A 23,768-nucleotide genomic window follows, 5' to 3' on the forward strand; every position below is an offset into this window, starting at 1 on the left:
GGGTGAAGGCATCGAGATGGACCGCACGACCGTGGGCGAACTGGCCCTGATGCTCCGCCAGGAGATCACCCGCTACTCTCCGGGCGAGAAGCTGCCGTCCAGCCGCGACCTGATGCAGCGCCACCAGGTCAGCCCCGTGACGGTCTCCCGGGCGATCGCCGCGCTGGCCGCCGAAGGGCTGGTGGTCTCCCGCCCCGGCGCCGGGGTCTTCCGCGCCGAGGCACCGCGCCCGGCCGCCGGACTCGGCGACACCTCCTGGCAGGAGGTGGCGCTCAGCGCCGAGGCGGGCGTGCCCCCGGCCCGCAGCACCGACGCCACCGGCGTGCTCACCACCCTGGCCACCGCCCCGCCCGAGGCCATCGACCTCAACGCCGGCTACCTGCACCCCTCGCTGCAACCCGAGCGCGCACTGGCCGGCGCACTCGCCCGGGCCGGCCGCCGGCCCGGCGCCTGGAGCCGCCCGCCGGTCGAAGGCCTGACCGAACTGCGGGCCTGGTTCGCCCGGGACATCGCCGACGGCCTGAGCGCCGCCGACGTGCTGATCGCCGCCGGCGGCCAGAGCGCCCTGAGCACCGCGCTGCGCTCGCTGGCCGCGCCCGGCGCACCCGTGCTGGTGGAGTCGCCCACCTACCCCGGGGTGCTCGCCGTCGCCCGGGCCGCCGGACTGCGGCCCGTCCCCGTGCCGGTGGACGCCGACGGGGTGCGCACCGACCTGCTCGCCGAGGCGTTCGCCGCCAGCGGCGCCCGGCTCTTCGTCAGCCAACCGCTCTTCCAGAACCCGACCGGCGCCGTGCTCACCCCCGAGCGGGGCCGGGAGGTGCTGCGGATCGCCCGGGCGGCAGGCGCCTTCGTGGTGGAGGACGACTTCGCCCGCCGGCTGGTGCACGCCGACGCGCCCGACCTGCCGCCGCCGCTGGCCGCCGACGACCCGGACGGCGTGGTGGTGCACATCCGCTCGCTCACCAAGCCCACCTCGCCCAACCTGCGGGTCGCGGCGCTCGCCGCCCGCGGGCCGGCGCTCGCCCGGCTGCGCTCGGTGCAGGCCGTGGACAGCTTCTTCGTGCCGCGCCCGCTCCAGGAGGCCACCCTGGAGCTGGTCGGCGCCCCCGCCTGGTCGCAGCACCAGCGCGCGCTGGCCGAGGCGCTGCGCGAGCGGCGCACCGCGCTGGCCGGCGCGCTCGCCCGCACCCACCCCGAACTGCTGCCGGCCCGGATCCCGCAGGGCGGCTTCAACCTCTGGGTCCGGCTGCTGGCCACCGTCACCCCCGAGGCGCTGGCCACCGCCGCGCTGCGCGGCGGCGTCGCCGTCACCCCCGGCACGCCGTACTTCACGGCCGAGCCGCCCGCCCCGCAGCTGCGGCTCAGCTACGCCCCCGCCGAGTCGCCGGGCCACCTCGCCGAGGGCGCCCGCCGCCTGCTGCACGCCCTCGACCAGTGCTCACTCACTCGTTGACCGGCCAGGCCTGGCTCGCCACGCTGACCCGGTTCCAGGCGTTGATGGTGGTGATCAGCCAGAGCAGCTCGGCCAGTTCGGTCTCCTCGAACTGCTCGGCCGCCGCCCCCCAGACCTGCTCGCCGACCGGCCCCTCGGAGAGCCGGGTGACCGCCTCGGTGAGGGCCAGCGCCGCCCGCTCGCGGGCGGTGAACAGGCCGGTCTCCCGCCACACCGGGAGCAGCAGCAGGCGGCGCTGCTCCTCGCCGCCGGTCAGCGCGTCGGCGGTGTGCGAGTCCACGCAGTAGGCGCAGCCGTTGATCTGCGAGGCCCGGGTGCGGACCAGCTCCTTCAGGCCGGCCTCCAGGTCGCTGCCGGCGGTCGCGCGGTCCAGCGCGACCATGGCGCGCATGGCCGCCGGGGCCAGCTTGTCGGCCGCGATGCGGACCGCGATCTCGGGCTTGGTGGTGGTGTCGGTCTTGGTGTCCGTCTTCGTCGTCGTCATGTGTATGACTCTAGAAGTCGAGTGGACCGACGATAAGGTCCATTTCCATGACGGATGATTGGACCACTTTCGGGGTCGACCTCCACCTCGACCTCGCCTCCGGACAGGCCGCCGGCGAGGGCGCGCGCGCCGCGCTGGAGCGCTCGCTGCGCGAGGCGGTCCGGGCCGGCCGGCTCGCCACCGGCGCCCGACTGCCCGCCACCCGGGCCCTGGCGGCCGAGCTCGGCCTCTCCCGGGGCACGGTCACCGCCGCCTACGAACAGCTCGTCGCCGAGGGCTACCTGATCGCCCGTCACGGCTCCGGCACCCGGGTCGCCGAGGTGGTCCGACCGCAGGCCCGGGGCGGCCGGGGCGGCTCCGCGCCACCCCGGCACGACCTGCGCCCCGGCTCCCCGGACGTCGGCTCCTTCCCCGTCGCGGCCTGGCTGCGGGCCTCGCGCAAGGCACTCGGCGAGGCCGGCCCCACCGCCTTCGGCTACGGCGACCCGCGCGGGCGGCCCGAGCTGCGCGCCGCGCTCGCCGACTACCTCGGCCGGGCCCGCGGGGTGGACGCGGCGCCCGGCCGGATCGTGGTCACCACCGGCTACGTCCAGGCCCTCGCCCTGCTCGCCCGGGTGCTGCCGCCCGGCGCCTTCGCGATGGAGGACCCGGGGCTGCCCTTCCACCGCGAGGTGGTCCGGCACGCGGGCCGCGAGGTCGTCCCGCTACCGGTGGACGCCGACGGTGCGGACCCGTCCGCACTCCCGTCCCGCGGCATCGCCGCCGCCGTGGTCACCCCCGCCCACCAGTACCCGACCGGCGTGACCCTGCGCGCCGAGCGCCGCCGCGCACTGGCCGCCTGGGCCCGCGACGCCTCGGCCCTGGTCGTCGAGGACGACTACGACGGCGAGTTCCGCTACGACCGCCAACCGGTCGGCGCCCTCCAGGGCACCGCCCCGGACCGGGTCGCCTACGTCGGCACGGCGGCCAAGACGCTCGCCCCCGGCGTCCGGCTGGCCTGGCTGGTGCTGCCGGGCGACCTGGTCGAACCGGTGATGCGCGCCAAACGGCTCACCGACTTCCAGACCGAGGCACTGGGCCAGCTCACCCTCGCCGAGTTCCTCACCTCGCACGCCTACGACCGCCACGTCCGGTCCGGCCGCGCCCGCTACCGCCGCCGCCGGGACCTGCTGCTCCAGGCCCTGACCGGCCATCAGGTGGAGGGCGTCGCCGCGGGCCAGCACGTCCTGCTCGCCCTCCCCGCCCAATCGCCCCCCGAGCCACTCCTCCTCCAACGCGCCGCCGCCCACGGCCTCACCTTCGGCACCCTCACCGAGCACTGGCACACCCCCACCACCCCGCCCCACCGCCAGGGCCTCGTCCTCGGCTACGGCACCCCCCGCGACGCCGCCTACCCCCCGGCGGTGGCGGCACTGAGCGCCCTGCTGCGGGAGGAACTGGGGTAGCACATGATTGCCGCCTCATCGGCGCCGACGTACAGTTTCTTGTACCTATCAGAGGAGTCGAGCCGTGAAGACCATGACCTACTCCGAGTCGCGCGCACGGTACGCCGAAGTGCTCAACGCGGTCACGGACGACCGCGAGGAGATAGTGATCACCCGCGCCGGGCGCGAGCCGGTGGTCATCGTGTCGCTGGAGGACTACCAGTCCCTGAAGGAGACCGCCTACCTGCTGCGCAGCCCTGCGAACGCGCGCCGCCTGCTGGCCTCGATCGAAGAGCTGGAGACCGGCGGCGGGACGGTGCGGGAGCTGGCGGATCCCGAGTGAAGCTCGTCTTCTCCTCCCGGGCCTGGGAGGACTACCTGTGGTGGCAGCTCCAGGACCGCAAGATCCTCAGGCGCATCAACACACTCATCGCCGACGTGGCACGCAACGGCAACGAAGGCATCGGCAAGCCCGAACCCCTCAAACACGGCTTCCAGGGGTACTGGTCACGCCGGATCAACGACGAGCACCGGCTCATCCACAAAGTCACCGACGATTCCGTCCTGATCGCCCAGTGCCGCTACCACTACGAGAGCTGACCCGAGGGGTCGGCCCTTCAACCGTGACACCAGAAGGGGGCCGAACCGCACACCGCGGCTCGGCCCCCTCCATGGGTGCATCAGACGTTGAAGCGGAACTCCACCACGTCGCCGTCCTGCATGACGTAGTCCTTGCCCTCGATGCGGGACTTGCCCTTGGCGCGGGCCTCGGGGATGGAGCCGCACTCGACGAGGTCGTCGTAGGAGACGATCTCGGCCTTGATGAAGCCGCGCTGGAAGTCGGTGTGGATGACGCCAGCGGCCTCGGGGGCGGTGGCGCCCTTCTTGATGGTCCAGGCGCGCACCTCCTTGGGGCCGGCGGTCAGGTAGGTCTGCAGGCCGAGGGTGTCGAAGCCGACGCGGCCCAGGGTGGCCATGCCGGGCTCCTCCTGGCCCATGGACTGGAGGAGCTCCAGGGCCTCGTCGTCGTCCATGCCGATCAGCTCGGACTCGATCTTGGCGTTGAGGAAGATGGCCTCGGCGGGGGCGACCAGGCCGCGCAGGCCGTTCTTGAAGTCCTCGTTCTCCAGCTCCTCCTCGTCCACGTTGAAGACGTAGAGGAACGGCTTGGTGGTGAGCAGGTGCAGGTCCCGGATCGGGGTGGCGTCGAAGCCGGTCTCGAAGAGGGTCTTGCCGGACTCCAGGATCTGCTGCGCGGCCTCGACGGCGACCAGGGTGGCGGCCGACTCCTTCTTCAGCCGGGCCTCCTTCTGCAGTCGCGGCAGCACCTTCTCGATGGTCTGCAGGTCGGCCAGGATCAGCTCGGTGTTGATGGTCTCGATGTCGTCCTTGGGCGAGACCTTGCCGTCCACGTGCACCACGTCCGGGTCCTGGAAGGCCCGGATGACCTGGCAGATCGCGTCCGACTCGCGGATGTTCGCGAGGAACTTGTTGCCCAGGCCCTCGCCCTCGGAGGCGCCCCGGACGATGCCGGCGATGTCGACGAAGTCGACGGTGGCGGGCAGGATCCGCTCCGAGCCGAAGATCTTCGCCAGCACGGCCAGTCGGGCGTCCGGAACGCCGACCACGCCGACGTTGGGCTCGATGGTGGCGAACGGGTAGTTGGCCGCCAGGACGTCGTTCTTGGTCAGGGCGTTGAACAGGGTCGACTTCCCGACGTTGGGCAGACCGACGATTCCGATCGTGAGCGACATGAAGCGAGTCCCGTGGGCTTGGAGGTCGTGGAGCGGCACCCTACGGGGCCGACCGCCAAGTCTACGGGGCCGCACCGGAACGCCTCGCCCCGCGCCGGGAGGCCGGACCCGGAAGGCAGGACACGGACGACTCATGAGGGCTCATTACCCATGGTGATGTAAATCGGACCGTACGTTGGGCATGTGGAGCAGAGCATCCGTACCCAGCCCCCCGGGCCCCGACGCCGTCCGCCGGCCGCCGGCCGGGGTCGCGAGGCCGCCGTACCCGGGCCGGCCGCGCCGCGTGACGGCGGCGCCGCACGGCCCACCCGACTGCGGCCGGCCGGGCCCGCCCCGTTGCTGGCCCGGCTGCGCCGCCGGGTGCAGGCCGGCGGCCCGCGGACCGGGCCGCCGACCCGGCTGACCGGCATCGGCACCGGCGTCTTCGCCGTGCTCGGCACGCTCGCCTTCGGCCTGCTGGACCAGTTCCTCTTCGGCGGCCTCGGGACGCTGTTCGGCCTGGGCTTCGTGCTGGTCTGCTTCCAGGCGGCGGTCCGGGTGCGGCTGGCCGACCTGCCCGCCGCGCCGATCAGCGGGCCGATCGCCTTCGCGGTGACCGTCGGGCTGCTCGCGCCGGCGCAGGTGCCCGGGGTGGTCGGCCAGGTGCTGGCGCTGTGCAGCGGGCTGGCCATGCGGGCCGGCTGGCTGTTCGGCGGCACCGGGCTGGCCGCGCTGATCGTGGTCGCCCGGTTCGTCGCCCAGCGCCGCATCCGTCGTAACCGGGGCTGACGCCGCAGTCGGGACTGGCGCCGCAGCCGGAGCTGACGCCGGGTCAGCGTCCGGCGGCCGCCATCGCCGCGCCGACGATCCCGGCGTCGTTGCGCAGCTCGGCCGGCACCACCTTGGCGGCCCGCTCGGTCAGCAGCGGCAGGAACTTCTCGTGCTTGCGGCTGACCCCGCCCCCGATGATCACCAGCTGCGGACAGAACAGCCGCTCCACCAGGTCCAGGTACTCGTCCACCCGGACCGCCCACTCGGCCCAGCTCAGCCCGTGCCGCTCGCGGGCCGCCGAGGAGGCCCGCCGCTCGGCGTCCTTACCGCGCAGCTCCAGGTGGCCCAGCTCGGTGTTGGGCACCAGCACGCCGCCGCTGAACAGCGCGCTGCCGATCCCGGTGCCGAAGGTGAGCAGCAGCACCGTGCCGCGCTCGTCCCGCCCGGCGCCGTGGGTGACCTCGGCCAGGCCCGCGGCGTCCGCGTCGTTGACCACCACCACCGGGCAGTCGAGGGTGCGCTCGAAGAGCCCGGCGGCGTCCAGCCCGATCCAGCCCGGGTCCACGTTGGCCGCGGTCCTGGTGCTGCCGTCCACCACCACGCCGGGGAAGGTCAGCCCGACCGGCCCGTGGTGCGCGAAGTGCTCGACCACCTCGCGCACGGCCCGCGCCACAGCCTCCGGCTCGGCCGGCTGCGGGGTGAGCACCTTGTGCCTGGGCTGGGCCAGGGCGCCGCGGCCGATGTCGACCGGCGCACCCTTGATCCCCGAACCGCCGATGTCCACTCCGAACACCTGAGGTGTGGTCACTTCGCTGCTCCTTCCAGAGTCCAGGCTCCTCACGGTAGGTGAGGAGCCTGGTGCGGGCAGCTCGAAAGCGACTACTCGGCGATTACTCGGCGACCTTGCCGGCCGCCTCCGCCCGCAGGTCGCGGCGCAGCTCCTTGGGCAGCGAGAAGGTGAGGGTCTCCTCGACGGTGCGGACCACCTCGACCTCGCCGAAGCCGCGCTCGGCCAGCCAGGCCAGCACGCCCTGCACCAGGATCTCCGGCACCGAGGCGCCGGAGGTGAGGCCGACGGTGGCGACGCCGTCCAGCCAGGCCTCGTCCAGCTCCTCGGCGAAGTCCACCAGGTGGCCGGCCTTGGCGCCGTACTCCAGGCCGACCTCGACCAGCCGGATCGAGTTGGAGGAGTTCTTGGAGCCGACCACGATCAGCAGGTCGGTCTCGGGGGCGATCTGCTTGACCACCACCTGGCGGTTCTGGGTGGCGTAGCAGATGTCGTCGCTGGGCGGCGAGACCAGCAGCGGGAAGCGCTTCTTCAGCTCGCCGACGGTGGCCATGGTCTCGTCCACCGAGAGCGTGGTCTGGGAGAGCCAGACCACCTTGGACTCGTCGCGCACCTGCACGTTGGCCACGTCCTCGGCGCCGTCCACCAGGTGGATCCGCTCCGGGGCCTCGCCCATGGTGCCGACCACCTCCTCGTGGCCCTCGTGGCCCACCAGCAGGATGTCGTAGTCCTCCTCGGCGAACCGGACGGCCTCCTTGTGCACCTTGGTGACCAGCGGGCAGGTGGCGTCGATGGTGGCGAGCTTGCCGGCCCGCGCCTCGTCGTGCACCGAGGGGGCCACGCCGTGCGCCGAGAAGACCACGATCGAGCCCTCGGGCACCTCCTCCGTCTCGTCGACGAAAATCGCGCCCTGCTTCTCCAGGGTCTGCACGACGTACTTGTTGTGGACGATCTGCTTGCGGACGTAGATCGGCGCCCCGTACTGCTCCAGGGCCTTCTCCACGGCGATGACGGCACGGTCCACGCCCGCGCAGTAGCCCCGGGGGGCGGCGAGCAGGACACGGCGCTGAGCGGTGGTCGACATGGCACCCATGCTACGGGCGGTGCGCGGCCCCGGTGTGCCGCGCCGGAACTCCCCGGCATTCCGTGCTCACACCCCGTCAGGTGGTGCAATCGGTGCCGTGACCCTGCGACCCGCCACCGGCGGCGCCCTGCGCCGCAGCCTCGGCCTGCGCGACCTGGTGGTCTACGGCCTGCTGTTCATCGCGCCGATGGCGCCGGTGGGGATCTTCGGGGTGCTGGACGCCAAGAGCCACGGCGCGGTCGCCGCGGTCTACCTGGCCGCCACCGCGGCGATGGGGTTCACCGCCTTCTCCTACGCGCAGATGGTCCACGCGGTGCCGCAGACCGGGTCGGTCTTCGCCTACGCCCGGGCCGGGCTGGGCGAGACCGCCGGGTTCGTCGCGGGCTGGATGGCGATGCTGGACTACCTGCTGGTCCCGGCGGTCGCCTACCTGTTCTCCGGGATCGCGATGCACGCCCTGGTGCCGGGCGTGTCGCGGTGGGCCTGGACGGTGCTCGCGGTGCTGGTGACCACCGCGCTCAACCTGGCGGGGGTGCGCACCGCCGCGGTGGTCGGGTTCGCGGTGCTGGCGCTGGAGCTGGCGGTGCTGGCCGTCTTCCTGGCCGCCGCGGTGGTGCAGCTGGTCCGGCACGGGGCGGCCCGGCCCGTGCTCTCCCCGCTGACCGGGATCGGCGGCTTCAGCCCGGGCGCGGTGCTCTCCGCGGTGAGCGTGGCCGTCCTCTCCTACCTGGGCTTCGACGCGATCGCCTCGTTCGTCGAGGAGGCGGTGGGCGCCTCGGCGGCGGTGGCCCGGGCGGTGCTGCTCTGCCTGGTACTGGCCGGGGTGCTGTTCGTCGCGCAGACCTACCTGGCCGCGCTGCTGGATCCGGTCCCCCCGGCGCAGCTGGCCGCCCACCCGGACCAGCAGGGCTCGGCCTTCTACGACACCGCGGAGCACGCTGTCGGCCACTGGCTGCACACCCTGGTCGCGGTCAGCAAGGCGATCGGGGCGGCCTTCGCCGCGCTGGCCGGGCAGGCGGCGGCCGGCCGGCTGGTCTTCGCGATGGCCCGGCAGGGCCGGCTGCCCCGGCAGCTGGCCCTGGTGGACCCGGACTCGGGCGTGCCGCGCCGGGCGCTGCTGCTGGCGGCGCTGGTCACCCTGGGGGCGGCGGCCTGGGCGGCCGGGCGCGGCGACGGGCTGGACCGGCTCACCTCGGTGGTGGACATCGGCGCGCTGACCGCCTTCGTGCTGCTGCACGCCTCGGTGATCGGCTGGTACCTGCTGCGGCAGCACTCCCGGGACCGGCTGCGCCACCTGGTGCTGCCGGTGCTGGGCATCGTGGTGCTCCTCGCGGTGATCTGGCGGGCGAGCCACTCGGCGCAGCTGGCCGGGGCGCTCTGGCTGCTGGTCGGGCTCGCGGTCGTCTGGGCGCAGGGGGCGGGTCCTGTCGGGCAGCGGCGCTAGCCTCTTGGGCATGGCCAATCCGAGCTCCCCCGAAGCCCCGCTCCCGGTCGGCAAGGTCTCGCAGCTGATCGGCGGCTGGGTCGACCGGCTCGGCGCGGTCTGGGTGGAGGGTCAGATCACCCAGCTCAGCCGCCGCCCCGGCATGCAGTTCCTGACCCTGCGCGACCCGGAGCAGGACGTCTCACTGGTCGTCACCTGCTTCCGCTCGGTGGTCGAGCCGCTGGCCGACACCCTGCAGGAGGGCTCCCGGGTGATCGTGCACGCCAAGCCGGAGTGGTACGCGGGGCGCGGCACGCTCTCGCTGCGGGCCACCGAGATCCGGCTGGTCGGCCTGGGCGAACTGCTGGCCCGGCTGGAGCAGCTCAAGCGCCGGCTCGGCGCGGAGGGGCTGTTCGACGCCGAGCGCAAGCGCCCGCTGCCGTTCCTGCCGCAGTGCGTGGGCCTGGTGACCGGCCGGGCCTCGGCGGCCGAGCGGGACGTGCTGGAGGTGGCCCGGCGGCGCTGGCCGGCGGTCCGCTTCGAGGTGCGCAACGTGCTGGTGCAGGGCGCGCAGGCGGCCGCCCAGGTGGCCCGGGCGGTGCGCGAGCTGGACGCGCACCAGGACGTGGACGTGATCGTGGTGGCCCGCGGCGGCGGCAGCGTGGAGGACCTGCTGCCGTTCTCCGACGAGGAGCTGTGCCGCACCGTGGCGGCCGCCCGCACCCCGGTGGTCAGCGCGATCGGCCACGAGCCGGACCAGCCGCTGCTGGACTGGGTGGCCGACCTGCGGGCGGCCACCCCGACCGACGCGGCGAAGCGGGTGGTGCCGGACGTCGGCGAGGAGCAGGCCCGGGTGCGCCAGCTGCGCGACCGGGCCCGGCGCAGCGTGACCGACCTGGTGCGGCGGGAGCTGGCCGGGCTGGCCGGGGTGCGCAGCCGGCCCGCGCTGGCCGCCCCGCACCGGCTGCTGGACGAGCGCTCGGCGGAGCTGACCGCGCTGCTGGACCGGGCCCGGCGCACCCTGGGGCACCGGCTGGACCGGGCCGAGTCGGACCTCGGCCACCTGGGCGAGCGGGTGCTGGCGCTCTCCCCCGCGGCGACGCTGCAGCGCGGCTACGCGGTGCTGCAGCGGGCGGACGGGCACGTGGTGACCGACCCGGCGGTGCTGGCCCCGGACGAGCCGCTGCACGCCCGGGTGGCGGGCGGCGCCTTCGAGGTGACGGTGCGCCAGGACCCTGCCGAGTAGCCGTCAGGGCCGCTTGCGGGAGAGCGGCAGGGAGTGCTCCGCGAAGCCGAGGCTGCGGTAGAGGCCCTCGCCGCCGGGTGTGGCGTGCAGGTCGACCCGGGTCGCGCCGCGCTCGTCGAACCAGGCCACCAGCGCCTCGGTGCAGGCCCGGGCGTAGCCGCGCCGGCGGGCCCCGGGGTCGGTGCAGATGTTGAAGACGAAGCCGAACAGCCCCAGCGGGTGGCCGGGCGCGGGCAGCCGCTCCTCCAGGGTGCCGACCGCGCAGGCGGCCAGCCGGCCGGGCAGCTCGGGGTGGTCCACCACGAAGGCGCCCATGGTGCCGGCCGCCGGGTCGCCGGCGAGCCGCTCGCGCAGCATCCGCTCGGCGGTGGCCTGCCAGGGTCCGGGGCGGGCCTCGCCCTGCATCGCCTCGAACATCAGCGCCCGGAGCCGGACCAGCTCGGCGGCGTCCCCGGCCTTCGCCTGTCGCACGGTGATCATGGCCCGAACCTTAGGGGGTGTCTTACGGATCACGCCGGGCGGGCGCCGCTGCGCGCGGCACCGGTTTGTCCGGGGCACCCCCTACCCTGGCCCCATGGCTGACGAGGACGCGAAGACCGCCGGACCGACCAGTGCCGAGCTCGGGTACGAGGAGGCCCGGGACGCCCTGCTGGACGTGGTGCGGCGGCTGGAGGCGGGCGGCACCGGGCTGGAGGAGTCGCTGGCGCTGTGGGAGCGCGGCGAGGAGCTAGCCAAGGTCTGCCAGCGCTGGCTGGACGGCGCCCGGGAGCGGCTGGACGCGGCGCTGGCCGCGGAGGACGCGCCGGCGGCGGCCGGCGAGTGAGCGGGGCCGGTGCGGCGTGACGCAGGTCACTCGCCGGTTCGGGAATGGTTGAAAATTCACCCACGTTGGGTGGGGGTGAACGGCAGCAGCCGGGACCGACTCACCCAACTCCCGAGGTAACCGCACCCATGAGCATCACCAACGAGACCCTCGCGCTCGACTCCGCCGCGCAGGACCTGCTCTTCCGCGAGGCCCACACGGTCAGCGCGTTCACCGACGAGCCGGTCTCCGACGAGCAGGTCCAGGCCATCTACGACCTGGTCAAGTACGCCCCGACCGCCTTCAACCAGCAGCCGCTGCGCGTCCTCCTGGTGCGCAGCACCGAGGCCCGCGAGCGCCTGGTCGCGCACCTGTCGGACGGCAACAAGGCGAAGACCCTGGCCGCCCCGCTGGTCGCGGTGCTGGCCGCCGACAACGAGTTCCACGAGGAGCTCCCCGAGCTGTTCCCGGCCTTCCCGCAGGCCAAGGACGTCTTCTTCAGCGAGCGCCCGGTGCGCGAGGCCTCGGCCGGCTTCAACGCCGCGCTGCAGGCCGGCTACTTCCTGCTCGGCGTGCGCGCCGCGGGCCTGGCCGCCGGCCCGATGACCGGCTTCGACGCCGCGGGCGTCACCAAGGAGTTCTTCCCGGAGGGCGACCACACGGCCCTGCTGGTGGTCAACATCGGCACCGCCGCCGCCGAGGGCGCCTGGTTCCCGCGCAGCCCGCGCCTGGCCTACGACCAGGTCGTCACCACGGTCTGAGTCCGGCCGGACCGACGCGAAGGGCCCGCTCCGTGGGGGATGCGGGCCCTTCGCCGTGCCGTGCCGGGCCGTGCCGTCGTCCGGGGGTTACGGCTTGAGCGCCGCCGCCAGCTGGTCCAGCTCGTCGTAGGAGGCGCTGCCGGCCACCACGGTGGCGGCCTTGCCGCTCTCCTCGGTCACCGAGCGGTAGTGGTCGCCCTGGTAGCGGGCCCAGGGCTGGCCCTCGATGGTCGACTTCCCGTCCGGAGTGAAGCCGCTGACCACCTGCTTGAGCAGGTCGGTCTGCGGGGCGTCGCTCTGCTCCACCGAGGCGTACTTGCCGTCCGGGGTGACGAAGCCGAGGTGCCAGCCGGAGTGGCCCTCGGCGTCGGTCTGGTAGCTGACCGAGGTGGCCCGCCACTTGTCCGACAGGCCCTGCGGGGCCAGCAGCGGGTAGGGCGCCGCGCGCTTCGCCGAGGCGAAGGCGGAGCTGTAGTCCACCACGTGCACCGGGTCGCCGTCGGTGCTGTGCGGGATCGTCACGTACGCCACGAGGGCCACGCCCATGACGGCGAGCATGGACAGCACCATGTCCCGTACCGTCTGCCGCCCTCTCGAACCACTGTTGCCTGCCACCCCGCCATGGTGACCCATCGCACCCGCCGCACCGACCACCGGGGTGGGGTTCGCGGCCGAAAAGCACCCATACCAGTGCAGAACCGCAGGTGGGCGGGACCCGCGCCACAGACAGCCGTTCGGGGCACGGATACGATCGGGGGACCCTCACCTTGCAGCGCTCGACCCTTCGTGGCCGGACGCTCACTGGCCGTCGCGTACAGAGAGGTCACGACGATGACCACGCAGCACCCCTCGCACCTGCCGCGTTCGCTGGAGGTGGCCCCCGAGGCCCCGGACCGCAACCTGGCCCTGGAGCTCGTCCGCGTCACCGAGGCGGCCGCCATGGCGGCCGGCCGCTGGGTCGGCCGGGGCGACAAGAACGGCGCCGACGGCGCCGCCGTGAAGGCCATGCGCACCCTGGTCTCCACCGTCTCGATGAACGGCGTCGTCGTCATCGGTGAGGGGGAGAAGGACGAAGCCCCGATGCTCTACAACGGCGAGCGGGTCGGTGACGGCACCGGCGCCGAGTGCGACGTCGCCGTGGACCCGGTGGACGGCACCACGCTGACCGCCAAGGGCATGAACAACGCCGTCGCCGTGCTGGCCGTGGCCGACCGCGGCACCATGTTCGACCCGAGCGCGGTCTTCTACATGGACAAGCTGATCACCGGCCCCGAGGCCGCCGACTTCGTGGACATCACCGCCCCGCCGGCCGTGAACATCCGCCGGGTGGCCAAGGCCAAGGGCATGGCGGTCGAGGACGTCACCGTGGTGGTGCTGGACCGCCCGCGCCACGACAACCTCGCCGCGCAGATCCGGGAGGCCGGCGCGCGGATCAAGTTCATCTCCGACGGCGACGTGGCCGGCGCGATCATGGCGGCCCGCGAGGGCACCGGCATCGACCTGCTGATGGGCGTCGGCGGCACCCCGGAGGGCATCATCGCGGCCTGTGCGATGAAGTGCATGGGCGGCGTGATCCAGGGCCGGCTCTGGCCCAAGGACGAGGCCGAGCGGCAGAAGGCGCTGGACGCCGGGCACGACCTGGACCGGGTGCTCACCACCGACGACCTGGTCAGCGGCGAGAACGTGTTCTTCGTGGCGACCGGCATCACCGACGGTGAGCTGCTGCGCGGCGTGCACTACCGCCAGGAGACCGCCACCACCAGCTCGCTGGTGATGCGTTCGAAGAGCGGCACGATCCGGCAGATCGACTCCACCCACAAGCTGTCCAAGCTGCGGGCCTACAGCGCGATCGACTTCGACCGGGCGAACTGATCCCCGGTGAACTGATCAGGTGTCGGCGGGTCACGGCGGCGCCCCCGTCGCGGCGGCCGTGACCCCCGCTCACCCGGCTATCTGACGGCGGCTGCGGCGGGCCGGCACCAGCTGCGCCTCGGTGCGCAGCTCGGCCGCCCGGCGCCGGCGGCGGGCCAGCACCACCCGCCGCTCGGCCGCGGTCAGCCCGCCCCAGACCCCGTAGGGCTCCGGCTGGGCCAGCGCGTGCTCCCGGCAGGAGAGCAGCACCGGGCAGCCGGCGCACACCTGCTTGGCGTGCTCCTCGCGGGCCAGCCGGGCGGCCGTCGGCTCCTTGGAGGGGGCGAAGAAGAGCGCGGCCTCGTCCCGCCGGCAGGCCGCCGCGGTGTGCCAGGGGTTCTCCTCCGACGGGTCGAGCCGCAGCGCGGCGCCCGCGGCGGCGGGCGCGGGCCGCAGGTCGGTCCGGCCGGCGGTGCGCACGGCGACGGTGGTGCTGGGCTCGATCGGGTGCAGCACGGCGACTCCTGGGACAGCTCGGGGAAAGGCTCGCGGCACCGCTCGGCCGCCGCCCCTCGGGGCGCCTGCCGGCACCCGCCTGACCGCAACCGTTCAAGTAACGGTGTGCCCCAGGAATTACCCCGCGCGCCCGGGATTCATGCACACCGTGGTCGCTCGGCAACTGCCTGCACGCGCCTCAACCCGGAGTGCCGGACCGGCAGTTGACGGACCGCCCGATCGCGGGTCGGCGCAGCTCAGAGCCCTCGCGAGGGCTCAGCGGTCGAGCTGGCGGCGCACCCACTCCTTGACCTTCTTGCCGCGCCGGGCCTTGGCGTCCGCCCCGCCGAAGACCGCCGCGCCCTTGATCCGCACCACCGGGGCGTACGGGTCGGCCGCGGTCTGCTCGCGCACGTCGAAGCCGCCGAAGATGCCGACCCCGCTGCCCACCAGGGTGACGTTCTCCGGCACCCGCACCGAGACTCCGCCGAAGACCGCGTTGACCGTGATCACCACCTCGGGCGACTCGAACACCGCGTCGGTCAGGTCGAGTTCGATCCCGCCGAAGACGGCGGTGGCCCGCACCTGCGAGCCCACCACCCAGCGGCCCTTGCGTGCGGCGCCGCCGAACACCGCGACCACGGCGGTCGGTTCGGTGCGGGCCGGCGGCAGCGGGGTGGGCGCCGGGAGCGGGGCGGTGGCCGGGTCGGTGGCCGGGTGGCTGGGCAGGTCGCGGGTGAGGGTGGCCAGTTCGCCCATGGTCCGCGCGCCGTAGGCCGCCTCGATCCGCTCGGCGTGCTCGTCGACGGTCAGCCGGCCCTCGGCGTAGGCGTCGCGCAGCAGGTCGGCGATCCGCTCGCGGTCCGCGTCCGAGGCGCGCAGCTCGGGCTCCGCGACCCGGGCCACCGGGGGCCGCGCCGGCTCCGCCTGCTTCTCCAGGTGCACCGGACGGTCGGACGGCGGCTGCGGCGAGGAAGTGTCCACGGTCACAGCCTAGGGGGTGTGGCCACACGACCGGGAGGCAAGTTCTACCCTGGAGGGCGCTTCGCCGACGCAGCACCACCACCTCGTGAAGGACCCCACATGGCACCGACGCCGGACTTCGCCTACTCCGACCTGCTCCCGCTCGGGGCCGATCCGACCCCGTACCGGAAGCTGACCTCGGAGGGCGTCAGCACCTTCGAGGCGAACGGCCGCACCTTCCTCCAGGTCGAGCCGGAGGCGCTGCGGCTGCTCACCGCCGAGGCGATGCACGACATCTCGCACTACCTGCGCCCGGCCCACCTGGCGCAGCTGCGCCGGATCCTGGACGACCCGGAGGCCAGCCCGAACGACCGGTTCGTCGCGCTGGACCTGCTGAAGAACGTCAACATCTCGGCCGGCGGCATCCTGCCGATGTGCCAGGACACCGGCACCGCGATCGTGATGGGCAAGCGCGGCCAGCACGTGCTCACGCAAGGCAGCGACGAGTCCGCGATCGCCCGCGGCGTGTTCGACGCCTACACCAAGCTCAACCTGCGCTACTCCCAGATGGCCCCGGTGACCATGTGGGACGAGAAGAACACCGGCTCCAACCTGCCGGCCCAGATCGAGCTCTACGCCACCGACGGGGACGCCTACAAGTTCCTCTTCATGGCCAAGGGCGGCGGCAGCGCCAACAAGTCGTACCTGTACCAGGAGACGAAGGCGATCCTGAACGAGAAGAGCATGCTCTCGTTCCTGGAGCAGAAGATCCGCTCGCTGGGCACCGCGGCCTGCCCGCCGTACCACCTGGCGATCGTGGTCGGCGGCACCAGCGCCGAGTTCGCGCTGAAGACCGCCAAGTACGCCTCCGCGCACTACCTGGACAACCTGCCCACCGGCGGCGACGCGAAGACCGGCCACGGCTTCCGCGACCTGGAGCTGGAGCAGAAGGTCTTCGAGCTGACCCAGAAGATCGGCATCGGCGCCCAGTTCGGCGGCAAGTACTTCTGCCACGACGTCCGGGTGATCCGCCTGCCGCGGCACGGCGCCTCGCTGCCGGTCGCGATGGCCGTCTCCTGCTCGGCCGACCGCCAGGCGCTGGGCAAGATCACCGCCGAGGGCGTCTTCCTGGAGCAGCTGGAGACCGACCCGGCCAAGTACCTGCCGGAGACCACGGACGAACACCTGGACGACGACGTGGTCCGGGTGGACCTCAACCGCCCGATGTCCGAGGTCCGCGCCGAGCTCTCCAAGTACCCGGTGAAGACCCGGCTCTCGCTCACCGGCACGCTGGTGGTGGCCCGCGACATCGCGCACGCCAAGATCAAGGAGCGCCTCGACGCCGGCGAGGGCATGCCGCAGTACCTCAAGGACCACCCGGTCTACTACGCCGGCCCGGCCAAGACCCCCGAGGGCTTCGCCTCCGGCTCCTTCGGCCCGACCACGGCCGGCCGGATGGACTCCTACGTGGACCAGTTCCAGGCGGCCGGCGGCTCGCTGGTGATGCTCGCCAAGGGCAACCGGTCCAAGCAGGTCACCGACGCCTGCGCGCAGCACGGCGGCTTCTACCTCGGCTCGATCGGCGGGCCGGCGGCCCGGCTGGCCCAGGACTGCATCAAGAAGGTCGAGGTGCTGGAGTACCCCGAGCTCGGCATGGAGGCGGTCTGGCGGATCGAGGTCGAGGACTTCCCGGCCTTCATCGTGGTGGACGACAAGGGCAACGACTTCTTCGCCGAGGTCACCGACGGCCCGCTGATCACCGCCATCCGGGTGCGCTCGGCGCAGTGATCCAAAACTCGGGGCAGGTCACGGCTGTGACGTGACCTGCCCCGTGCCCGTGCCGACGTTCGCCGGGTCGTAGGTGTCGGTGACCGTCACCGTGAGGGGGTAGGTGCCGGGCTGCGGGTACTCGTGGTCGCCGTCCACCGTGAACGGCCCGCCGGTCGGCCCGTTGATCCGGGCCACTGTCGGTCCGGTGCCGTCGCCCCAGTCGACGGAGGCCTCGTAGCGGCCGGCGGTCACGCTCGGGTCGTCCACGACGAAGCTGGCGACCTGGCCGTGCAGCCCCTGCCACGGATGGACCGTCAGGTAGGCACCCTCCACCCTGATCGGCGCGTCCCACTCGACGCTCGTCTGGGTCAGCTGCGTGGTGCCCGTCGGGTCGACGAAGCTGGTCCGCACGGTGTCGGTGCCCGGCTTGGTGCCGGTGTAGCCGAAGGTGGCCGACCCGTCGGTGCCCAGCGGCACGCTCGCGTCGTGCCCCGCGTTCGGTCCGCCGACGTCGAACGCGACGGAGCCGCCGCCCGAGTAGGTGTCGCCCGTGGCCGCGTTGGTGATCGTCTCCGTGACCAAGGCGCTCAGCCCGGTGCGCAGGTGCTGAGGCCCCGTCAGGTCGACCCGGAAGGGCGTGTTCCACCAGACGGTGACCGGGGCCGAGAAGTCGGTCTCGCAACTCGTCGAGTCGATGCCGGCGGTCACGGTGTCGCCGGTGAGCTCGTCGCTCTCGTACCGGAGGTCGGCGTGGCCGCCGGTGGCACTGTCCGCCGTGAGCGGGACGTCGCCGGTCGCCCCGGGGTTCCCGCCCGCGACCGCGAAGTGCACCTTCTTCGGCAGCGGCCAGCCGGCCGCCACCGTCACGGTCGCCCGGAGCGTGGTCGGGTAGCCGGCGTAGGCCGGGCGCGCGGGCGGTGCGAGGGTGACGGTGCCGATGGGCGTCCAGGTCACCGCGACGGTGTTCGAGCGGTCCACCGACCCGTTGCCCTCCGTCACGCTGGCCTGGAACTGCCGGGTGCCGGGGCGGCCGTACTGGAGGAGCACCTCCGCGTCCCCGTTGCCGTCCGTCGGGCCGCTTCCGTAGGGCCCCGTGGTGCCCCCGTCCTGCACCGTCTCGGCCACCTGCACCCCCTTCACCGGCCGGCCGCCGCTGGTCACGTGGGCCGTGAGGAACACCACGAGCCCGGCCTGCACGGTCTGGTCCGACGCCGACAGCTGGATCACGTACTGCGGCGCCGCGGCGGCGGCCGGTCCCGCGGCGGCCGGTCCCGCGGCGGCCGGGGCGGCGGGCAGCACCAGCAGTGCCGCCGCCGCCAGCGCCCCCGCCGCTCTCACGCCTGGCCCGTCTCGAAGCGGGTGACCTTCCCCTCGGCGATCTCGAACCGCCAGGCGGTCCGCATCTCGCCCCAGGTCTCGTTGCGGAAGTTCGCCACCAGGGCCCGGCCGCCGTTCGCCTCGGTCTGCACCTCCATGTGCCCGCGCGAGGAGAAGATCTCCCGGTCGACCCAGTCCGCCAGCTCCCGGTCGCTCCCGTCGTCCGACATCGTCGCCCCGGGTGCCAGCAGGTCCAGGAACGCCGCCCGGTCACCCGCGTTGATCGCCTCCACGACCTTGCGCACCACCGGGTCGCTCAGCTTCGCCACCGCGATCGTCATCCCACTGCCTCTCAGCTCGGCTCCTCTGCCGTCACCATGACACGGCGTGACCGGCTGGGCGCCGAGCATCACCGGCGTGCCCGGGTGCCGATCAACCCCTCCGGCCCAATCGGGCGGCCGGGGTCGATCGCGCTGGGGCGGATCGCAACGCGCTCATCGGGCGCGGCGATTCATTACCCGATAGCGGAATGTGAGGGTCCGGGGCGGTATGCGTCCGACTGCCATGAGCATTTCCAGAATCGCGCCCCGGAACGACAATTCGGAGCAAAGCCCCGCAAATCATAAGGCAACTGGCGCCATGTCAACTCGTACCCGGAACACCGAAGCCCCCCGGTGCGCGGTTCCGGGGGGCTGTGCGCGCATGGCCGCGTGGAACGGGTACCTGGTGGAATCAGGCCAAGTTCACGGGCTCGGCGGCAGAGATCACTGCGTGTTGATGATCAGGCCGCGCGGCCCCGTCTCGGCCGGAGCGCCCGGGGCGGCCGGGGCGCCGGTCGGCTCGGCCTCGGTCGTAGCGGGGTCCACGAGAAGGGCGGGGGCGTTGCCGCCTGACTCCGCCTGCTGGTCGGCGGCCTGCTCCGTGGCACGGACTGCGTTCACCACGGCGCCGCCCGCCTCGTCGGTCTGCTCGGGCTGAGCGGTCTGACTCTCAATGTCGGCCATCGCCGATCCACCTCTCAGGGATGACTGTTACTGGACCGCCCCGGTCGATCCAGCCGCGGCGTGGGGACAGTATCGTAGGGGTCGTTAAATGTCTTATAAACGGCCCTCGGGGTGCACAATCTGCCCCATTTGCCCTTCCTGACCTGGCATCATGGCCGGAGCATGGGGGCAGTATTCGAGGTTCGGAGAAACAGGCCTTCGGGGGACCCCTCATGGAGCTTCAGGCGACGCCGCACAGTGCTGTGCTGCGCTTCCAGGTGCTCGGCCCTGTCCAGGCGTGGCGCGACGAGCACGCCCTCTCGCTCGGTTCACCCCAGCAACAAGCGGTGTTGAGCACCCTGCTGCTGCACCGCGGACGACCCGTCACCACCCAGGAGCTCGTCGACGGCCTCTGGGGCGACCGCCCGCCGCCGCAGGCCGTGGCAGCGCTCCGTACGTACATCTCCCGGTTGCGGACGGTCATCGAACCCGACCGCGAGACCCGTGCGCCGGCCCGGCTGCTCGTCTCGGTCCGTGACGGCTACGCCCTGCACGTCGCGGAGGACTCACTCGACGCCTCGCGCTTCGACTCGCTGCTCGCCGAGGCGGCCCAGAACCGGCAGGCCGGGAACCTGGAGAAGGCGCACCAGTTGCTGAGCGCCGCCGTCGGCCTGTGGAGCGGCCACCCGCTCGCGGGGTTGCCGGGACCGTTCGCCGAGGCGCAGCGGCTGAACCTGGTCGAGCTGCAGATCGCGGCCCGCGAGGAGCGCTGCGCGGTGGCCCTGGAGATCGGGCTGCACGCGGAGAGCGTCTCCGAGCTGAACCACCTGACGACCGAGCACCCGCTGCGCGAGCGGCTGCGCGAGCTGCTGATGCTGGCGCTCTACCGCAGCGGGCGCCAAGCCGAGGCGCTCAACGTCTACGCGGCGACCCGCAAGCTGCTGATCGACGAACTGGGCGTGGAACCGGGGGCCGGTCTGGCCGCCATGCACTCCCGCATCCTCTCCGCCGACCCGACCCTCACGGAGCCCAGGGTTGCGGCCACCGAAGCAGCCCACCAGGCGGTCGCGGCGCCGCCGGCCCAGCTGCCGGCCGACGTCTCCGACTTCAGCGGCCGGTCCGAACTCGTCTCGGACCTGCGCGGGCTGCTGCGCAGCGCCTCGGGTCAGGCGGTCGTCGTCAGTTCGCTGGCCGGGATCGGCGGCGTCGGCAAGACCACGCTCGCCGTCCACGTCGCCCACAGCGTCCGCTCGGAGTTCCCCGACGGCCAGCTCTACGTGGACCTGCGCGGGGTCAGCGCGACCCCCGCCGACCCGACCGTCGTGCTGGGCGACTTCCTGTTCGCGCTCGGCACCACCGAGCCGCCGGAGTCCTTCGAGCAGCGGGCGGCGCTCTACCGCTCGACGCTGGCCGACCGGCGGATGCTGATCCTGCTCGACAACGCGCGCGACGTGCAGCAGGTCACCCCGCTGATCCCCGGCGTGGCCGGCTGCGCCGTGCTGGTCACCAGCCGCTCCCGGCTGGCCGGCATCCCCGGCGCCCACCTGTTCGACGTCGAGGAGTTGACGTCCCAGGAGGCGCTGCAGCTGTTCGGGGCGATCGCCGGGCAGCACCGGGTGGAGGCCGAGCCCGAGGCGGCGATGGCCGTGGTCGCCTCCTGCGGCTTCCTGCCGCTCGCCGTCCGGATCGCCGCCGCCCGACTGGCCAGCCGGCCGCGCTGGACCGTCGCCGACCTGGCCCGCCGGTTAGCGGACCAGCGGCGCCGGCTGGACGAACTGCAGCTGGGCAACCTCGCGGTGGAGACCACGCTCGGCCTCGGCTACGGACAGCTGAGCCCCGCCGAGGCGCGGGCCTTCCGCCTGCTCGCCCTGGTGGACTGCCCCGACCTGCCGCTGTCCGCCGTCGCCGCGCTGCTCGGCACCTCGGAGGACGAGGCCGAGCGGATCGCCGAGGCGCTGGTCGAGGCGAACATGCTGGAGTGCTTCACGCCCGGCCGCTACCGGTACCACGACCTGCTGCGGCTGTTCGCGCAGAAGCAGCGGGAGAAGATCGCCGATCTGGCGGACACCCAGGCGGCGCTGCTGCGGCTGCTGGCCCTGCTGGTGTCCACGGCCCGCAACGCGGCCCAACTGCTCGAACCGGACGACCCGCTGATCGAACCGCTCCAGGAGCCGACCCACTTCGGCACGCCGCTCGCCGACGCGGACGCCGCACGGGGTTGGCTGCGCTCGGAGCTCCCGCTGATCCTGCGCACCATCGAGGAGTCGATCGGCGGCCCGTCCGACCTGCTCCGCCTGGCGATCGACGTACTGGTGACGGTCAACACGCTGGTCGAGGAGCCGACCCACGCCGAGCGGATCCGCAGCACCCTGGTGCTGGCCGCCGAGGCGGCGGCCTGTGACCAGGACGACCAGGCACTGGCCCGGGTCCGGTTCGCGCTCGCCTTCTTCGCCTACCTCTCGGGTGACTTCCGAGCCGCCGAGCGGGCCTTGCGGGAGTGCCTGGGACTGATCGGCTCCGGCACTCCGACCCTGCGGGTGACGGCCAACAGCTTCCTCGGCACCGTACTCACCAATGTCAGCCGGCCCACCGAAGCGCTCCCCTACTTCGAACAGGCCCGTGACCTCGCCGCCACCCTCACCGCCATGGGCAGCGCCGCGCGGATCCAGGGCAACATCGCCCGGGTGCACATGACGCTGGGTCAGTGGGACTCCGCCGTGGAGTCCGCGACCTCGGCCGTGGCGATCGCCAGGACCTCCGGGAACGCGCGCTGCCTGGCCGACACGCTCTACCAGTTCGGCGTGGTGCTGCGGGCGACCGGTTCGCCCGCCGAGGCGGCGGTCCAGTTGCGCGAGGCGCACCAGCTCTACCAGGAGCAGCAGCAGCGCCTCTGGGAGGGGCTCTCGCTCGCCCGCCTGGCCGGCTGCCTGCTCGCCGACGGGCAGCCCGCCGGGGCCCGCACCGCGGCCGAGGAGGCCGTGCTGATCGCCGTCGAGATGGACGCCGCCTACTGCCAGGGCCTCGCCAACGCCGCCCTCGGCGAAGCGCTGCTGCGCCTCGACGACCCGCTGCGCGGCCTCGCCCGCCTGACCGAGGCGCACGAGGTGTTCAGCAGGCTCGGTGTGCCCGAGGCCCAGGCGGTCCGGGACCTCATCGACGCTCAGCACACCGAGCCCCCTTCTTCCTCCACCGTCGCGCCGTGACCACCGGTCCCCCCGGAGCGGGTCCCCCGTGAACCCGCTCCCCCCGTCCACCCGGTGTTTCCCCCGTCCCCCCGGAAGCGCCCACCCCCCGATGGTGAGTGGAGCCCCCGCAGCCCCCCGGCTGCGGGAGCACCGCTCTGCGCTTCCCCGGCGCTGAGAAGACTCTGACACCCGGCGATTGACGTTCGATAAACGGCGGCCGGGGCGCGCGACAATGTCCCGCACCACCCCCGGCACCCCCGGTGTGCTCCCGCCAACCGGGGTCACCGGCGCCGGATTCGCCGGGTCGGGCACGAGTTGACCGAAAACGACCTCCACACCGCGGTGATCGCGCATATTCTCAGAGGCCAGGTGGCACGTGCGGCTGACCCGTGCCCGACCGGCGGCAGAGGGGTCGGCCGCACACGGAGCGGGACGGAGCGGACGAGGGTCTACAGGCGGTGCAGCGCGGGAAAGGTGCCTCTCAATCGTGACGATGGGACAGATATCGGACCCCGCCCGGGGCGAGGCCGGGTCGGCTCCCAGCCGCCGCCGTGCCGAGCGGGCCCTGCAGGCGGTGGCCTTCGACGCGATCGGCGAGCGGTACAGCGAGGCGTTCCCGGCCAAGGAGGGCCAGCTGGCGGCCGGCCGGCTGCTGCTGGACGAGCTGCGGCCGGGCGACCGGGTGCTGGACATCGGCTGCGGCACCGGCGATCCGACGGTGCGCCAGCTCGCCGCGGGCGGCCTGCTGGTGACCGCGGTCGACCTGAGCGACGGCATGCTCTCACTGGCCCGCCGCACCTTCCCGCAGGCCGCCGCCTACCACCGGATGGACCTGTACGATCTGGCCACCGTGCGGGCCGGCACCGCCTGGGGACTGCCCGAGCTCGGGCCGGCCGGGGCCGGGTCGTTCGCCGCCGCCACCGCGTTCTTCTCGCTGATCCTGCTGCCCCAGCAGGAGATCCGGGTGGCCCTCGGCCGGATCCGCCGGCTGCTGCGACCGGGCGGGCTGCTCGCGCTGGGCCTGGTCGAGGCCGATCTGGACGACTGCCGGATGCACTTCCTCGGACACCCGCTGCGGATCAGCGGCTTCCTCCGGGAGGAGCTGGTCGAGGTGCTGCACCACGCCGGCTTCACCGTCGAGGCGCTGAACGGGCGGCCCTACGCCCCGGCCTGCACCGCACTGCCGCCGGAGGAGCAGCTCTTCCTGCACTGTCGGCGCACCACCTGAGCCGATCC

The 23,768-nt window shown here is 73.4% G+C and carries 24 protein-coding genes; 13 read left to right on the plus strand and 11 right to left on the minus strand.

Going from position 1 to position 23,768, the window contains the following annotated elements:
* Window positions 1-16: 16 nt before the first annotated feature.
* On the plus strand, window positions 17-1,453 hold the full coding sequence (locus FHX73_RS09630) for an aminotransferase-like domain-containing protein (RefSeq protein ID WP_145904602.1): 1,437 nt from the start codon (window positions 17-19) through the stop codon (window positions 1,451-1,453).
* Here the strand turns inward: FHX73_RS09630 and FHX73_RS09635 are convergent.
* A complete protein-coding gene (locus tag FHX73_RS09635; protein ID WP_145904603.1) occupies window positions 1,443-1,937 on the minus strand; it encodes a carboxymuconolactone decarboxylase family protein in 495 nt (164 codons plus the stop codon). The genes FHX73_RS09630 and FHX73_RS09635 overlap by 11 nt on opposite strands.
* Window positions 1,938-1,984: 47 nt before the next feature.
* Between FHX73_RS09635 and pdxR the strand changes: the two genes are divergently transcribed.
* The 3 genes from pdxR (at window position 1,985) to FHX73_RS09650 (ending at window position 3,961) form a co-directional block, all read left to right on the plus strand.
* The gene (gene pdxR / locus FHX73_RS09640) at window positions 1,985-3,382 is read left to right on the plus strand and encodes a MocR-like pyridoxine biosynthesis transcription factor PdxR (protein WP_145904604.1); all 1,398 of its coding nucleotides are present in this window, start codon (window positions 1,985-1,987) and stop codon (window positions 3,380-3,382) included.
* 64 nt (window positions 3,383-3,446) lie between these two features.
* Window positions 3,447-3,704 carry a type II toxin-antitoxin system Phd/YefM family antitoxin gene (locus FHX73_RS09645; protein ID WP_145904605.1) on the plus strand — a complete coding sequence of 86 codons (258 nt, stop codon included), beginning with the start codon at window positions 3,447-3,449 and terminating at the stop codon, window positions 3,702-3,704.
* Window positions 3,701-3,961, plus strand: a complete 261-nt coding sequence (locus FHX73_RS09650; protein WP_145904606.1) for a Txe/YoeB family addiction module toxin — start codon at window positions 3,701-3,703, stop codon at window positions 3,959-3,961. The genes FHX73_RS09645 and FHX73_RS09650 overlap by 4 nt, the downstream gene beginning before the upstream one ends.
* Window positions 3,962-4,041: 80 nt before the next feature.
* On the opposite strand, the gene ychF is transcribed toward FHX73_RS09650, so the two are convergent.
* Window positions 4,042-5,115, minus strand: a complete 1,074-nt coding sequence (gene ychF, locus FHX73_RS09655) for a redox-regulated ATPase YchF (protein ID WP_145904607.1) — start codon at window positions 5,113-5,115, stop codon at window positions 4,042-4,044.
* Between the two features lie 183 nt (window positions 5,116-5,298).
* Between ychF and FHX73_RS09660 the strand changes: the two genes are divergently transcribed.
* A complete protein-coding gene (locus FHX73_RS09660) occupies window positions 5,299-5,883 on the plus strand; it encodes a DUF6542 domain-containing protein (RefSeq protein ID WP_145904608.1) in 585 nt (194 codons plus the stop codon).
* A 43-nt stretch (window positions 5,884-5,926) separates the two neighbouring features.
* Here FHX73_RS09660 and ppgK read toward each other — a convergent pair whose 3' ends face one another.
* Entirely contained in the window at window positions 5,927-6,673 is a 747-nt protein-coding gene (gene ppgK / locus FHX73_RS09665; RefSeq protein WP_145904609.1) for a polyphosphate--glucose phosphotransferase, read from the minus strand.
* A gap of 82 nt (window positions 6,674-6,755) precedes the next feature.
* Window positions 6,756-7,745 (minus strand): 4-hydroxy-3-methylbut-2-enyl diphosphate reductase, encoded by a 990-nt coding sequence (locus FHX73_RS09670; protein ID WP_145904610.1) that lies wholly within the window; start codon window positions 7,743-7,745, stop codon window positions 6,756-6,758.
* Between the two features lie 88 nt (window positions 7,746-7,833).
* On the opposite strand from FHX73_RS09670, the gene FHX73_RS09675 reads away from it, so the two are divergent.
* Both FHX73_RS09675 and xseA read left to right on the plus strand, forming a co-directional pair.
* Window positions 7,834-9,180 carry an APC family permease gene (locus FHX73_RS09675; protein ID WP_246213438.1) on the plus strand — a complete coding sequence of 449 codons (1,347 nt, stop codon included), beginning with the start codon at window positions 7,834-7,836 and terminating at the stop codon, window positions 9,178-9,180.
* 10 nt (window positions 9,181-9,190) lie between these two features.
* Complete coding sequence (xseA, locus tag FHX73_RS09680; protein ID WP_145904611.1) at window positions 9,191-10,405, plus strand: exodeoxyribonuclease VII large subunit; 1,215 nt, start codon at window positions 9,191-9,193, stop codon at window positions 10,403-10,405.
* A 3-nt stretch (window positions 10,406-10,408) separates the two neighbouring features.
* Here the strand turns inward: xseA and FHX73_RS09685 are convergent, their stop codons facing one another.
* Window positions 10,409-10,885, minus strand: coding sequence for a GNAT family N-acetyltransferase (locus FHX73_RS09685; RefSeq protein ID WP_145904612.1), 477 nt, complete (start codon window positions 10,883-10,885; stop codon window positions 10,409-10,411).
* Between the two features lie 94 nt (window positions 10,886-10,979).
* Here FHX73_RS09685 and FHX73_RS09690 point away from each other — a divergent pair, with 94 nt between their 5' ends.
* On the plus strand, window positions 10,980-11,228 hold the full coding sequence (locus FHX73_RS09690) for an exodeoxyribonuclease VII small subunit (protein WP_145904613.1): 249 nt from the start codon (window positions 10,980-10,982) through the stop codon (window positions 11,226-11,228).
* A 128-nt stretch (window positions 11,229-11,356) separates the two neighbouring features.
* Complete coding sequence (locus FHX73_RS09695; RefSeq protein ID WP_145904614.1) at window positions 11,357-11,968, plus strand: malonic semialdehyde reductase; 612 nt, start codon at window positions 11,357-11,359, stop codon at window positions 11,966-11,968.
* An 87-nt stretch (window positions 11,969-12,055) separates the two neighbouring features.
* Here FHX73_RS09695 and FHX73_RS09700 read toward each other — a convergent pair whose 3' ends face one another.
* On the minus strand, window positions 12,056-12,601 hold the full coding sequence (locus tag FHX73_RS09700) for a DUF4245 domain-containing protein (protein WP_145904615.1): 546 nt from the start codon (window positions 12,599-12,601) through the stop codon (window positions 12,056-12,058).
* Window positions 12,602-12,799: 198 nt separating this feature from the next.
* On the opposite strand from FHX73_RS09700, the gene glpX reads away from it, so the two are divergent.
* Complete coding sequence (glpX, locus tag FHX73_RS09705) at window positions 12,800-13,840, plus strand: class II fructose-bisphosphatase (protein WP_145904616.1); 1,041 nt, start codon at window positions 12,800-12,802, stop codon at window positions 13,838-13,840.
* A gap of 69 nt (window positions 13,841-13,909) precedes the next feature.
* On the opposite strand, the gene FHX73_RS09710 is transcribed toward glpX, so the two are convergent.
* Window positions 13,910-14,335 (minus strand): WhiB family transcriptional regulator, encoded by a 426-nt coding sequence (locus FHX73_RS09710; RefSeq protein ID WP_425461372.1) that lies wholly within the window; start codon window positions 14,333-14,335, stop codon window positions 13,910-13,912.
* Between the two features lie 255 nt (window positions 14,336-14,590).
* Window positions 14,591-15,298: a DUF1707 SHOCT-like domain-containing protein gene (locus FHX73_RS09715; RefSeq protein WP_342795291.1), complete on the minus strand. Its 708-nt coding sequence runs from the start codon at window positions 15,296-15,298 to the stop codon at window positions 14,591-14,593.
* Window positions 15,299-15,397: 99 nt separating this feature from the next.
* Here FHX73_RS09715 and FHX73_RS09720 point away from each other — a divergent pair, with 99 nt between their 5' ends.
* Window positions 15,398-17,065, plus strand: coding sequence for a fumarate hydratase (locus FHX73_RS09720; RefSeq protein ID WP_145904617.1), 1,668 nt, complete (start codon window positions 15,398-15,400; stop codon window positions 17,063-17,065).
* An 18-nt stretch (window positions 17,066-17,083) separates the two neighbouring features.
* Here FHX73_RS09720 and FHX73_RS09725 read toward each other — a convergent pair whose 3' ends face one another.
* The 3 genes from FHX73_RS09725 to FHX73_RS09735 form a co-directional block, all read right to left on the minus strand.
* Entirely contained in the window at window positions 17,084-18,385 is a 1,302-nt protein-coding gene (locus FHX73_RS09725) for an Ig-like domain-containing protein (protein WP_145904618.1), read from the minus strand.
* Window positions 18,382-18,705 carry a nuclear transport factor 2-like protein gene (locus FHX73_RS09730; RefSeq protein WP_145904619.1) on the minus strand — a complete coding sequence of 108 codons (324 nt, stop codon included), beginning with the start codon at window positions 18,703-18,705 and terminating at the stop codon, window positions 18,382-18,384. The genes FHX73_RS09725 and FHX73_RS09730 overlap by 4 nt, the downstream gene beginning before the upstream one ends.
* Before the next feature lie 423 nt (window positions 18,706-19,128).
* Complete coding sequence (locus FHX73_RS09735) at window positions 19,129-19,368, minus strand: hypothetical protein (protein WP_145904620.1); 240 nt, start codon at window positions 19,366-19,368, stop codon at window positions 19,129-19,131.
* A gap of 212 nt (window positions 19,369-19,580) precedes the next feature.
* Between FHX73_RS09735 and FHX73_RS09740 the strand changes: the two genes are divergently transcribed.
* The gene (locus FHX73_RS09740; RefSeq protein ID WP_170304880.1) at window positions 19,581-22,550 is read left to right on the plus strand and encodes an AfsR/SARP family transcriptional regulator; all 2,970 of its coding nucleotides are present in this window, start codon (window positions 19,581-19,583) and stop codon (window positions 22,548-22,550) included.
* A gap of 475 nt (window positions 22,551-23,025) precedes the next feature.
* The gene (locus FHX73_RS09745; RefSeq protein ID WP_145904622.1) at window positions 23,026-23,760 is read left to right on the plus strand and encodes a class I SAM-dependent methyltransferase; all 735 of its coding nucleotides are present in this window, start codon (window positions 23,026-23,028) and stop codon (window positions 23,758-23,760) included.
* Window positions 23,761-23,768 lie beyond the last annotated feature (8 nt).

Source organism: Kitasatospora viridis (assembly GCF_007829815.1).
GTDB lineage: Bacteria > Actinomycetota > Actinomycetes > Streptomycetales > Streptomycetaceae > Kitasatospora > Kitasatospora viridis.